Genomic DNA, 13,299 nt, shown 5'->3' on the forward strand with positions numbered 1-13,299 from the left:
CATTTGTTGAAGATGTAAATCCAAAAGATAGCAAGCTAAATAAAGCTGAAAATAGCAAAGATGGCGATAGCACTAGCACAAAAGCTCAAATTTCTGTCCCAGGTGATGCTGAAGAAAATGATGTGATCCACTACACTGTAAATGGTGAGGAAAAAACACATACTATTACTTACAATGACAGAGTAACTGGATATGTAGAGATCAAAGTACCAGTAGTTGATGGCAAAGCTTCAAGCGTAACAGCTAAGATCGTTGATCAAGCAGGTAATGCTAGTAAAGAAGTTTCTAATAATTTAGATGTCGATATTCATATCGATGCTCCAGTCATCACTGCAGTAACAGATAACTGGTGGGGCGGTGTTGAAAATGGCGGAAATATACTTGGTGTAAATGACGGCTTTACAAATGACACTACACCGACATTTAAAGGTACAGCTGAGGCTGGCTCAACTATCGTTCTTAAAAATGGCAATGACATTATTAACAAAGACATCATTGTAAAAGCTGATGCAAATGGTAACTGGGAATTTACTCCAAAATCTCCACTTGCTGAGGGTGAGTATAATGTAGTAGCTATTGCAACTGATAAAGCTGGTAATGTTAGTAATCCATCAAATGTTGCAACTGTAAATGTTGATACAAGCACTACACAGCCAGTTATAACTGAGATCATCGATGATGTTGCTGGTGGTGTTGTAGGTAATGTTAAAAATGCTCTTACAAATGACAACTTGCCAACTCTAAAAGGTACAGCTGAGGCATTCTCAACTGTTAAGATAATGGTAGATGATAGACTAGTATTTAAAGATGGCAAAGAAGTAACAGTTACAGCTGATAAAGACGGCAACTGGGAATATACATTTGAGGCAAATTTGAACTGGGGTGGCGAAGTACATGCTGCACTAGAAGATGGAGTACATACTCTTAAAGTTCAAACAACCGATAGAGCAGGCAATAGAAGTGCTGTATCAGAGTGGTCAAGTGTAGATGTTGATACAACTATTGGCGCTCCAACAGTTAAGATAACAACTGATATAAATAGCGACAAGAAGATAGACATAGCTGATGCTTCAGCTCTAAAAGATGGCAAGCTTAAATGGGTTATCGACATCCCAGAAAATACTGTAAAAGCAGGCGATAGGGTTCAAATTCTTGGAAGCGACGCTAAAACTTGGACAGATATCTTTAAAGTAACTGCGCAAGATATAGCTAAAGGCTTTATAGAAAGAGATGAATTTAGCATCGATATGCCAAAATCAAGAGGCTTCCAAACTCCATCTTATAGACTAGTCGATGATGCAGGTAATGTAAGTGAAGGTTCTATGGATGCAGTAAAAATAGTAGGTTTTGCTCCAAAAGCTCCAACTATCATAGCAGTTTTAGATAATGAGTATGGCTCAGATCTAATCGACCCAATTTACGGAACTACGGGCAATGTTTTAGTTGCTGATAAAGCCTTAACAAATGATAGCACCCCTGCATTTATGGGCGAAGCTGAAGTTGGTACGACCATCACTCTTAAAAAAGGCAATACTGTAATCGCTGAAAAAATCCCAGTGGGATCTAATGGCAAATGGTATTATGGACTAGAAGAGAATTCTCCATGGGCTGATGGTAGTTATGAGATTACAGCAATTGCTAAAAATGTGTTTGGTAAAGAGAGTGAGCATTCAAGCCCAATCACTGTAACAGTTGATACTACAGCGCCTTATTTGACTATTGAAGAGATCAATGATGATGTAAAAACTAGCGATATTGATTTTACAGGTAACGTTAAAGGTAAAGTTACAAACGATGCTACACCAACTCTAAAAGGTACAGCAGAGCCTGAGTCATTGATAGTTATAAAATCTGGCAACGAAGTATACGCTGAAGTTCATGCTGGTAAAAATGGTTCTTGGGAATATAAGATAACAACTCCACTTAGTGATGGACTACATATCTTCTCAGCTCAAGCACACGACAAAGCTGGAAATATCGGATCTACAATCGTAGCTAATGTGACAGTTGATACTAAGATAGCAGATGCGAAAGTTGAGTTTATCGAAGATACAAACAATGACGGTAAATTTAGCTGGAAAGAAAATATAGAAAATCCTAATATCGGACGCATGGCTTGGAAAGCTCTTATACCAGATGATGGAAGCATAAAAGCTGGTGATACATTCAACTATAGATGGGGCGCAAGCGATAGTTGGCACAATCGTACTATAACTCAAGCAGATATCGATAGAGGCTATATCGGAGAGAAAGTACAAAATCAATACGAGCAAGGACAACCAAATGCAGGCAAACCTTTAGCGTTTGGCGCAAATGCTAATGGACGTGTATATGAAGCTGAAGCATACTTTAGCGATGCAGCTGGCAACAAAGGTGCTAAGGGTAGCGATAAAGTAGTATTTGACTTTAGTGATAATACAGATAATAAACATATTGCGACAACTAACGTTAAGATCACAAGCATCTATGATGATGTTAGGGGCGGTCATGTAGGCAACCTTATCACAAATGAGGCTGCACAAGTTGCAGGCTTAACAAATGATAAGACACCAACTATAAGTGGAACAGCTGAGGCTAATGCAAGCGTAGAAGTATCTGTAGTTGATGGTAATTTACATAGCGTTTGGGAGAAAACTATAACAGCTGAAAGTGATGGTAGCTGGAAGGTAACAACTGACGATATTGCCGACGGTAATTACTCTGTAACAGCAGTAGCTACAAATAAGGCTGGTGCGGTTTCAAATCCTTATACAGTATCAAATCTTGAGATAGATACAACTATTGCTCAACCGAACATTTGGATTAAAGAAGATGCAAATCAAGATAAAATCTATGATAAAGCAGATTATGAAAATCCAGCAAATGGCAACGGTGATATAACATTTGTTGTAGATATACCACAAGACCGAGTAACTATAAAAGCTGGGGATGTTTTCCACTATATGATCAATACTAATAATCCAAAATGGGGCAATATAAACGGTTATACCGAAGATATTACTATAACTGAAGCAGATATCAAGAGCGGTAGCATAAGCCGTGTGGTAACTCTTTGTGATGATGGCAAGGACTTTAATATGAGCCATGACGGTATGATAGTATCTATGAATGGATACTTTAAAGACCTAGCCGGTAATGCACTTTCTAATGATACAATGGTAAGGTTTGATCTAAAGAACACTTATGGTGGTAAAGTAAGAAGCACTAGAAGCTTGCCAGATGATATCTTAGACAATGATAGTGTTGATCTAAGCAATGCTGCTCATATAAATGAGCCAAAAGCTGAGCTAAATGTTCTAAATAACAATAAAATAGGCGTTAGCGCAAATGATCTTTTAGAAACACCAAAAGATCATATCATGAGTGAAGGTAAGTCAGAAGCTAAACCTTCTTATGCTACTGCAAGCTCACATGCTGGCGAAGAAAATATAGCTACAACTCATCCTATCCAAATCGAAGAGAAAGTAGAAAACCACTTCTAATTTCTTAAAAGCAGGGCGGATAAAGTCTGCCTTGCTTTGAATTTGTTTGCGGTGAAGGGAGTTTGTATGCAAAGCGAGAAGACAAAAAATTTACTCGATGAAGTAAATGAAACAATAGATTTTATATTTAGAACATGTAACAGAAATGGTGGCACAAAGAAGGCTTTAGAAGATAAAAAGCTAAGTAGAGAAATTTTAAAAGATAAATTTAAATCGATCTTTTTAAAATTTGGCCAGATAGATGAGGCTAGTTTTAAGAGTGCGATCCTCGCAAATGAGGAAGCAAAAGAGCTAAATGAGATAGCGATGGCTCTTGAGATAGACAAAGATGTAAGCTTGCTAGAGCTAGAGCGAGCGATAAATTTTGACCTAACTAGCGTCAAAGAAGAAATTTATAAATTTCAAAACAATATCCGATAAAAATGGTGTGAGAGGGGGTCTCACACCAAAATTTAATAACTAAACACTTCTGGATCGATAACCATTGCTCTATAAGCGACATCATCTCTTGAAGCAGAATCCACATCCATTTCAAATTTTATATCATTTGTCTTTGGATCGATCTCGACTAAGACCATTTTGATAGTCTTGTCAGGGCGTAGTAAATTTACATTTGAGCTTGAGATAAAGTAGGTGCTTTTATCCTTTTGCCACTCGACGTTGCTAGTGACTGCACTATAAAAGTCAAATCCACGCTCCTTGCCAAACTGCCAAGTCTGCTCAACCGTGCCCTTTTTCTCATCTATCTTGTACTCAACCGCACGGGAGTATTTGTCCTCTTTAAAGGCTGGCTGCTCCATGCCTCTAGCATCGCCATTGTCAAAGACGCTTAGGTGTTTTATGTCGCCCTTGTTTTCGTATCTTGGCGTTAGCCATGCGGTGTGCTGGGTCCATGACCAGTCAAATTCACCCTCGCATTTTGAGTTTTCACATTTTATCTTATTGCCTTTACTATCGACCGGAGTTAGTACCTTTGCTTTAAAGTCCTCGCTCCAACCCTCGGGCGAGGCTAATATCCATTTTACTTTCTTGTCACGTCCTATCTTTACGATGCCTTGGTGACGAAGCGAAAGGATGATGCTATCATCGCTCTCATCATACGAGATAGAATTTACATGCGCCCAGTTTCTGCCTGTGCCAGTGGAGGTGACATCGCCAAATGGTTGATCGTCGCTTATCTTGATCTCTTTTGCGTCCATATCGATATTTAGGCAAACAGCCCTAGCATCAAGCGCCTTTATGAGGTTGCTACGATAAACGTTGTTGCCAAAAATTTCATTTAGATCCCACTCTTCTACCACCTTGCCGGTGTTATCGACCTCGATGATGTGGTCTCTTATGGTGTGAGAAATTTTGCCGTTTTTGTGGTGGTAGTTGTATTTTGCTACTCTAAGAAGTGCATGATCATCTTTTAGCGGCATCACCTCGTGGCTTAGATCGATGTAGCCTCTAGGTAGCGGGCGGTTGTAAATTTCTTTTCCCATGAGGTCATATCTAAGATATCTTTGTGCCATGCCAAAGCTGATGTCGCCGTTTTTTAGCTGATGAAAGCCCATCATCATGCCCCCATCCATCACTCTTCTCTCGCTGCGGTCATAAAATTTCTGATAGTCAAGATACCATCTGACCTCGCCCTTGGTATCTACGATGTAGTTTTCTGTAAAGTCGTTCCAGCTAGCAGCTCCACCATTTTTCCAGTCAAGCGGTTTATAGACGCTTGTAATTGTGTTGTTTATGAGATAGAGCCTGTTTTTAAAGGCAGGATCGACCTTTTTGACGTGAGTTTTTTGCATGTGTGAGAATCTAAAATCACGGCTATATGTGACGATAGGTTGGGCGTAAATTTTATATGTCTCAACCTTTTTAGCTCCGTTAAATGTGTAGCTTACGACTACTTCGTTTAGATAGTCAGGATAAAGCCCCCAAATAGGCACGCCATCATGCGTGAGCAAGGCATGCTCTGAGACGTTGTAGTCGATATCTATGCCGCCATCTGGTTTGCCCTTTACTTTGACGTGGATATCTTTGATATCTTTGCCAGCCCTATCTATAACCGCAGTTAGCGGCGATACGTCGTATGGGTTTATAAAGACTGAGCCAAGCTCTCCTTGAACCTTTACTTGATGAGCCAAGACTCCAGCGTTTAGTGGAACACTAAAGCCAAAACCACTCACCAAAACAGCCGCAAGGGCAACAGAACCTAAGAAATTCTTGCTCATTTTCGCTCCTTTATGAAATTTAATGATATCTTACTACCCAAATTTCACGCAAAACTAACGCTTATATAAAAAGAGGCTTAAGTAAATTTATAAAAGAAGTCGTTTTAAGAGGTAAAAACAAAAGAAGAATTTAGGAGCAAATGCCCCTAAATTTTAGTTATTTGCGTCAAATTTCTTGAGAGAAAAGAGAACAAATTTGTAGCTAATAAATAGCGTTACTGGCCAAAGTATCAAAAAAATTCCTGCTTCTAACATCTTTTATCCTTAGTATGCGTGATGATCGTTTTTGATCTCATCTTGCGTGATCTTCTTGCTATCTATCGCTCTCCAGACGATGAAGATATAAGCAAGTACTACTGGCACTAGCAAGCTAACATAGGCCATAACGCCAAGTGTGTAGTGGCTAGAGCTTGCATTTTTGATAGTTAGCGAGCTAGAGAGGTCGCTAAATGACGGATAAAATGCAGTGCCATTTAGCCCTGTTATCAAAAATAGCGCAGTCACAGCAAGCGTTACGCCAACGCCATAAGCAAAAATTCCACGGATGCTTTTTGTAAATGCTCCTTGGAAAATTCCAATAAGCACCAAAAGCACGCCAACAAGTAGTAGCACGCCAGCGATAGGCATCTCGATCAAATTTATAGCATATTTGTAAGCAACAAGGCTAACTACGCCGTTTGCGTCGTATGCAAAGCCATCTTTTGTAAGTATCCAAGCAAGAAATCCTAAGAAAAATGGCAAGAATAGCACGGTATTGATAAGTAGCTGTTTTCTAGCGTTTTGTATAAATTCTCCATCAGCGATGTTGTTTATGAGATATAAGCAGCCACCTACGCGAGATAAGAAAAACATCGCTATACCAAGCAAATACAAGTAAGGATTTGCCAATGCTTCAAGGCCGCGAAATGGAGTCTTCCACTCGACAAAGTTGTGCTCATTTAGCACAAAGTCACTGCCGCTAAAAAATGTACTAACCGCCATACCGATAAGAATAACGCCAAGTGAGCCATTTATGAAAAGGAAAATTTCATAAGTCCTAGCTCCTAAGAAGTTATCAGGCTTTTTGCGGTACTCGTAGCTTACAGCTTGGATGATAAAGCAAAATAAGATAGCCAGCCAAACCCAGTAAGCGCCACCAAAACTAGTAGCATAAAATAGCGGGAACGCCGCAAAGCACGCGCCACCAAACATAACAAGCGTCGTAAATGTAAGCTCCCATTTTCTACCGATAGAATTTATGAGCATATCTTTTTTAAGCTCGTCCTTGCCAAGGCTAAAGATGAGCGACTGGCCGCCTTGAACAAACATCATAAAGACCAAAAGTCCGCCAAGAAGGCTAACTATAAACCACCAATAAATTTGTAAATTTTCTAAGCTTAAACTATGCATGATCGTTAAATCCTATCTTTATTTGCTTAAGCATGATCTTGATCTCGGCTATCAGCAAGATCGTAAATAAAACAGCAAATAATATAAATGAAATTTTGACATTTGAGTCAGATAAATTTGTAGCTCCTACGCCAACGGTCATGAGATCTTGTATCGCCCATGGCTGACGGCCGACCTCTGCTACTATCCAGCCAGCCTCAGCTGCGATGTAGCCAAGCGGTATGGTAAATAGGCATATCCACAAAAATGCTCTTATGTTTTCAAATTTATATTTTCTTGAGAGATTTAGATAAAGAGTGATAGCAAAAAGAGCTATGAAATATGTGCCAAGAGCGACCATGATGTGGAAGCTATAAAATGTAAGTGCAACTGGTGGCACAGCATCTTTTGCGTCCTTAAGATAGCCATATCCTAAGAAATTTAGGTTGCTCTCTAAATTTGAAAGCGAGCTTTTCATCAAACTCTCGTCATTTGCTTTTTTAGCCTCTTTGTAGTTTTTAAGAGCTTCGATAGCTACTTTGCCCTTTGCCATCTTCTCTTCTACGCTTATTAGATTGTGCTCGCTGTTGCCATAAAGTAGGTCGTTTATGCCTGGTGTAAATGAGTCAAGCTCTCTGTTTGCCATGATGCCAAGTGCGTAAGGTACTTTTATCTCAAGTAAAAAGGCATCACTCTCATCGCCAAGCTTTTTAGCTGGGTTTAAAATACCAGCTACAACTAGGCCAGCGTTTTTCTCGCCCTTATAAAGTCCCTCCATGGCTGCTAGCTTCATAGGCTGCTTTTGAGCCGCAAGATATGCGCTCTCATCGCCACTAAGTAGCAAAAATGCCGAAGTGATAAGACCAAATGCGCTAGCAACGACGATGCTTTTTTTAGCAAGCAAGATGTGGCGTTTTTGGATCAAAAACCAAGCTGAAATTCCTATCACAAAAAGAGCTGAGATAGTGTAGCCACTAGTTACTGTGTGTAAAAATTTAGTGATACCAAGTGGATTTAGCGCGACTTCGAAGAAATTTTGCATCTCCATTCTAGCGGTATCTGGGTTAAATTTCATGCCTATTGGATACTGCATCCAGCCATTTGCGATAAAGATCCAAAGTGCGCTTAAATTTGAACCGATCGCAACAAGCCAAGTTGAAAGCAGGTGAAATTTCTTACTAACCTTCTCCCAGCCAAAAAACATAATGGCAAAAAATGTACTCTCCATGAAAAATGCTAGCAAGCCTTCAATCGCAAGTGGAGCGCCAAAGATGTCGCCGACAAACCAGCTGTAATTCGCCCAGTTTGTACCAAACTCAAACTCCATGATGATGCCAGTAGCCACACCGATAGCAAAATTTATACCAAAGAGCTTTAGCCAAAATTTCGTTATCTCAAGCCATGCCTTATCGCCAGTTTTGACATATATCGTCTCCATAATGGCGATGATAAAACTTAGCCCCAACGTAAGCGGGACAAACAAAAAGTGGTAAATGGCAGTCAGCGCAAACTGAGCCCTAGACCAATCAACAAAATCCATCTCAGACATTTTATTCCTTTATTAAATTACGAATTACAAATTCGCTTTTTTCTTCGTCGGTTTGAAATTTGGTATTAAGAGTTTCATCAAAGATGAAGACCTTTAATATCCCAAACATAATGATAAGCTTTATCGCTATGAGAAGCCATAGTTTCTTGCCTATTTTCATATTTTTAAAGCCGTCTATATATAAAGAGGCGATATTTTTTAAGCAGTTTTTAATCATGATGTCGAAGTCTATAACAAAAAAACTTAAAGAATAATTTTTAAAAATTGCAAGATTAATGCCTTACTAAATATTTAAGGGGTATAATCGGCAGATTAAAAAATAACTAAAGTTAAGGAAATTTTGATGGCAAAAGAGACGAAGTATATTTTTATCACAGGTGGCGTTTTAAGCTCACTTGGAAAAGGCATCGCAGCTGCGTCTATCGCGACATTACTTAAAAATTCTGGCTTAAAGGTGAGCGTTTTAAAAGCTGACCCATATATCAACGTAGATCCAGGCACGATGAGTCCGCTAGAACACGGCGAAGTCTTCGTCACAGATGATGGCGCCGAGACTGATCTTGACCTTGGTCACTACGAGAGATTTTTAGATGAGAGCCTAAGTCAGGATAATAACTTCACAACTGGCAGAGTTTATAGCTCAGTTATCGAAAAAGAGCGACGTGGCGACTATCTTGGAAAGACTATACAAGTGATCCCTCACATCGTTGGCGAGATAGTTGATCGTATAAAAAAAGCAGGCGAGGGCAAAGATGTACTCATCGTTGAGATCGGCGGAACCGTTGGTGACATCGAGGGACTGCCATTTTTAGAGGCAATAAGAGCGCTAAGAGTAGAAGTTGGCAAAAAAAGAGCGCTAAATATCCATCTAACGCTCGTGCCATTTATCAAAGTAGCTGGCGAGCTAAAAACAAAGCCAACCCAGCACAGCGTAGGCGAGCTAAGACGCATAGGCATAAGCCCAGATATCATCATCTGCAGATCTGAAATGCCGCTAAACCGCGAGCTAAAAGATAAGATCGCAGCAAGCTGTGGCGTGGAGAAAAACTGCGTTATAGAGAGCTTAGATAGCGCAAGCATCTATCAAATTCCACTTTCATTTTTAAAGCAAGATATATTAACGCCGATCGCTGAAAATTTAGGCTTTTGCGAGCTAAAACCAGACATGGCAAACTGGGATAGCCTAGTAAAAAGGATCATCGCTCCAACAAACGAAACAACAATCGCCTTTGTAGGCAAATATATCGATCTAAAAGAGAGCTATAAGAGCCTAACTGAGGGCATCATCCACGCTGGAGCAAATTTGGACGCTAGGGTAAATTTACGCTGGATAGATAGCGAAAAGATAGAAGAGAGTAATGTAAATGAGCTTTTAAAAGACGTGGATGGCATCTTGGTAGCTGGCGGCTTTGGCGAAAGAGGCGTGTTAGGCAAGATGCAAGCGATCAAATTTGCTCGTGAAAACAAGATCCCATATCTTGGAATTTGCCTTGGTATGCAGCTGGCACTAATCGAGTTTGCAAGGGATGTTTTGGGCTTAGAAGATGCAAATTCTATGGAGTTTAACAAAGAGTGCAAAAATCCTATCATATATCTAATAGATAGCTTCATCGATGCCCACGGCAAAAAGCAGATAAGAACGCACACAAGCCCACTTGGCGGCACTATGAGACTTGGCGCTTACAACTGCGACATCAAGCCAAAGACGCTTTTAGCTGAAATTTATGGCAACGCAAAGAGCGTAAAAGAGCGCCACCGCCACCGCTACGAGGCAAATCCAAAATATAAAGAGGTCTTTGAAAAGGCTGGCCTTATAGTAAGTGGCGAAAGCGACGGACTGGTAGAGGCGATCGAGCTAAAAGGCCATCCGTGGTTTGTAGGCGTGCAGTGTCACCCTGAATTTACTAGTCGCCTAACTAGACCAAACCCTGTGATCTTAGGCTTTATAAAAGCAAGCTTGGCTAATCACGTAAAATGATAAATTTGGCAAGCTCTCTTGCCAAATTTTCTTTAAATTTCTCTCAAATTTATATTAAAAATAAAAGTAAATGTATTATTGATAAAATTTAAATCATTTAAGTATTTTTTAATCTTGCTAAACATACAATGCTTACGCAATCATTTATAAAGGAGAAAAAATGAAAAATTGCGTTTTAAAAAGTGTTTTGGCACTTTCACTTGCTAGCTCATTTGCTTTAGCACAAGGTGGATTTGTCGGAGTTGAGGGCGGCTATGATTTTAGCTCAAAGCTAAAAGACAATGATGGTCTTAGTTTTAAGGATAATAGACCAAATGTTGGCATCAAAGGCGGTTATGACTTTGACGTAGCTAGAGTTTATGGTGGATACTTCTATCATACAGAGGCAAAAGATAACTTTAACTATACTGATGATGGTGTAAAACACGATGTTAGTATAAAATGGACAACACATAAATTTGTAGTAGGTGGCGATTATACTCCAGCTATAACAGATAACTTTAAGTTAATAGCAGGCTTATACACTGGTGTTTCAGTTGTAAATTTTAAAGCAAGACTTTATACAAATACACTTAAAGCGACTTATGATACAACAAAGGCTGGTTGGCTAGTTGGCACAAGACTTGGTGCAGAGTATAGCTTTGATAAAAATAATGCACTTGAATTTGGTATAAAAGCAGATAGATCTTGGTATAGCACTGATGAAGATCTTGATAACCTTAAATCAACAGATATCGGCGCTTATCTAGGCTACACATATAAATTTTAATTTTTGGGGTCTTATGACCCCTTATTTTTACTTAAAATTTCTCTCATTTTTTACTTCAAATTTACAATGGCTAATTTATAAAGAGTATCAATTTAACAAAAGTTTTTTGCCCTAAAAATCTTACTTTCATTGAAAATTATAAGAAATTAAATTTCAAAAAGATATAATCAAAGCATTCAAAATAAAGACGAAAGATTACGATGAAAAAAAAGCATTTTTGTTGCCAAATTTTTGGCAGTTTGGGCGTAAATTTAAGTGAGCAAATAGCATTAGTAAAAGTTGGCAGGGCGTCAAAAAGTCCTTGCCAAAGCTATGTTAACTAAAGAGGATATTAGGAATTTACTAGCACGTAGATTTTGTAACGACATACACAAAAAACTTAGTGAAATTCCAACGCCAAGCGCCCTAAAAGATATCTACAAAGGCGCTAATCGCATCAAAGAGGCGATCGAGAGAAACGAGCATATTGCTATTGTTGGCGATTATGATGTTGATGGCGTGGTTTCAAGTGTGATTTTAGCCGAGTTTTTTGATGATCTTGGCGTAAAAAACTACCTAGTAAAGATCCCAAACCGCTTTAAGGACGGATACGGCTTAAACCCTGAGATCATCGACGAGCTTGCAAGCGATGTGAGTCTAATAATCACCGTCGATAACGGCATCTCAGCTAATGAGGCAGCTAGCATCTGCAAAGAAAAAGGCATAGATCTCATCATCACAGATCACCACATGCCACCAGCCGTTTTACCAGAAGCCTACGCTATCATCAATCCAAAACAAGAGGATTGCAACTTCCCAAATATCGAAATTTGCGGTGCTGAAGTGGCTTGGTATCTAGTCGGCGCGCTAAAGGATGTTTGCAAGCTAAACTACGATATGAGCAAGTTTTTAGAGCTTTTAGCCATCGCGATAATCGCTGATATGATGGAGCTAAGAGATATGAACAGGATGCTCGTTCGCATGGGTATTTGCAAGCTAAATGCCTCGAAGCGCTCGGCATTTTGCGTCATAAAAGAGTTTTACGGCAAGGATAAATTTGAGTGCGATGATATCAGCTTTCTTATAGCGCCTCTTATAAATTCAGCCGGACGCATGGATGATGCGATGAATTCATTTAACTTCTTGCGTGCAAAGAGCATCGAAGAGGCTTACAACTACCTTGATACGATTATCGAGTTTAACAACTCCAGAAAAGAGGAGGAGCGCCAACTCTTTGAGTGCTCGCTAAAGGACGTAAAAGAGGACGATGAGGTCATCATCACTTGGGGAGAGCAGTGGCATGAGGGCGTGATCGGCATAGTAGCTAGCCGCCTGGCAAAGCACTTTGCAAAGCCAGCTATTGTCTTTAGCATCGATAAAGGTCGCGCAAAGGGCAGTGCTAGAAGCGTTGGCAAGCTTGATATCTTATCGCTCATCGCAAGCCACGAAGATCTGCTAACAAGCTATGGCGGTCACAAAGGTGCAGCAGGGCTAACTCTTGCGCCTGAAAATTTGGAGAAATTTAAAGAGGCGATAAATAAAAGCTGCTCATGCCTAAATATGCAAGAGTGCAAAAGTTCAGACGAGCTACTTGGCGACATAATGCCAAGTGAGATCGACTTTGAACTACTTGAAATTTTGGAATTTTATGAGCCGTACGGACAGAAAAATCCACGTCCAGTCTTTAAGATAGAAAACGCTGTCGTGAAGAACGAGAGGCTCATAGGCAGGGATCAAAACCACTTAAAACTTATCTTACAAAAAGACAACAAAACGCTTGAGGCACTGTTTTTTAACTTCACAAGGCACGTTAGAGTAGGCGAAATGATAGATATCATCTTTTGCGTATCTAAAAATTCGTTCCGCGGGCTTGTTACGCCACAGCTTCTCATAAGAGAAATTTTGTAAATTTGATATGAAAATGGCTTTAGATTTTGCTCTTTTATTAAAGTAAA

9 protein-coding genes are annotated in these 13,299 nt (G+C 39.6%); 5 read left to right on the top strand and 4 right to left on the bottom strand.

From position 1 onward, the window contains the following. A partial coding sequence (locus F3G98_RS10495) for an Ig-like domain-containing protein (RefSeq protein ID WP_188116993.1) occupies nt 1-3,482 on the top strand: 3,482 nt, incomplete at its 5' end. A 66-nt stretch (nt 3,483-3,548) separates the two neighbouring features. After that, entirely contained in the window at nt 3,549-3,902 is a 354-nt protein-coding gene (locus F3G98_RS08530) for a hypothetical protein (protein WP_021086308.1), read from the top strand. Between the two features lie 32 nt (nt 3,903-3,934). Here the strand turns inward: F3G98_RS08530 and F3G98_RS08535 are convergent, their stop codons facing one another. From F3G98_RS08535 to F3G98_RS08550, 4 genes are all read right to left on the bottom strand, one after another. Beyond that, nucleotides 3,935-5,701, bottom strand: coding sequence for an aryl-sulfate sulfotransferase (locus tag F3G98_RS08535; protein ID WP_149726033.1), 1,767 nt, complete (start codon nt 5,699-5,701; stop codon nt 3,935-3,937). A 264-nt stretch (nt 5,702-5,965) separates the two neighbouring features. Next, complete coding sequence (locus F3G98_RS08540; RefSeq protein WP_223231339.1) at nt 5,966-7,093, bottom strand: cytochrome d ubiquinol oxidase subunit II; 1,128 nt, start codon at nt 7,091-7,093, stop codon at nt 5,966-5,968. Then, on the bottom strand, nt 7,083-8,618 hold the full coding sequence (locus F3G98_RS08545; RefSeq protein ID WP_149726034.1) for a cytochrome ubiquinol oxidase subunit I: 1,536 nt from the start codon (nt 8,616-8,618) through the stop codon (nt 7,083-7,085). The genes F3G98_RS08540 and F3G98_RS08545 overlap by 11 nt, the downstream gene beginning before the upstream one ends. Before the next feature lies 1 nt (nt 8,619). Continuing rightward, nucleotides 8,620-8,835, bottom strand: a complete 216-nt coding sequence (locus F3G98_RS08550; protein WP_009295224.1) for a DUF4492 domain-containing protein — start codon at nt 8,833-8,835, stop codon at nt 8,620-8,622. Nucleotides 8,836-8,961: 126 nt separating this feature from the next. On the opposite strand from F3G98_RS08550, the gene pyrG reads away from it, so the two are divergent. The 3 genes from pyrG (at nt 8,962) to recJ (ending at nt 13,252) form a co-directional block, all read left to right on the top strand. After that, the gene (gene pyrG, locus F3G98_RS08555) at nt 8,962-10,596 is read left to right on the top strand and encodes a CTP synthase (RefSeq protein ID WP_103608782.1); all 1,635 of its coding nucleotides are present in this window, start codon (nt 8,962-8,964) and stop codon (nt 10,594-10,596) included. Between the two features lie 160 nt (nt 10,597-10,756). Further along, entirely contained in the window at nt 10,757-11,365 is a 609-nt protein-coding gene (locus F3G98_RS08560; protein WP_103608783.1) for a TonB-dependent receptor, read from the top strand. Nucleotides 11,366-11,677: 312 nt separating this feature from the next. Further along, nucleotides 11,678-13,252, top strand: a complete 1,575-nt coding sequence (gene recJ, locus F3G98_RS08565) for a single-stranded-DNA-specific exonuclease RecJ (RefSeq protein ID WP_021083763.1) — start codon at nt 11,678-11,680, stop codon at nt 13,250-13,252. Nucleotides 13,253-13,299: the final 47 nt, after the last annotated feature.

This window comes from Campylobacter concisus, assembly GCF_902460895.1.
GTDB classification, from domain to species: Bacteria; Campylobacterota; Campylobacteria; order Campylobacterales; family Campylobacteraceae; genus Campylobacter_A; species Campylobacter_A concisus_BC.

What these genes read in the sequence shown, in the direction of transcription:
- F3G98_RS08530 (WP_021086308.1), top strand. Translation starts at nt 3,549, where the DNA reads ATGCAAAGCGAGAAGACAAAAAATTTACTCGATGAAGTAAATGAAACA.
- F3G98_RS08535 (WP_149726033.1), bottom strand. Translation starts at nt 5,701, where the DNA reads ATGAGCAAGAATTTCTTAGGTTCTGTTGCCCTTGCGGCTGTTTTGGTG.
- F3G98_RS08545 (WP_149726034.1), bottom strand. Translation starts at nt 8,618, where the DNA reads ATGTCTGAGATGGATTTTGTTGATTGGTCTAGGGCTCAGTTTGCGCTG.
- F3G98_RS08550 (WP_009295224.1), bottom strand. Translation starts at nt 8,835, where the DNA reads ATGATTAAAAACTGCTTAAAAAATATCGCCTCTTTATATATAGACGGC.
- pyrG (WP_103608782.1), top strand. Translation starts at nt 8,962, where the DNA reads ATGGCAAAAGAGACGAAGTATATTTTTATCACAGGTGGCGTTTTAAGC.
- F3G98_RS08560 (WP_103608783.1), top strand. Translation starts at nt 10,757, where the DNA reads ATGAAAAATTGCGTTTTAAAAAGTGTTTTGGCACTTTCACTTGCTAGC.
- recJ (WP_021083763.1), top strand. Translation starts at nt 11,678, where the DNA reads ATGTTAACTAAAGAGGATATTAGGAATTTACTAGCACGTAGATTTTGT.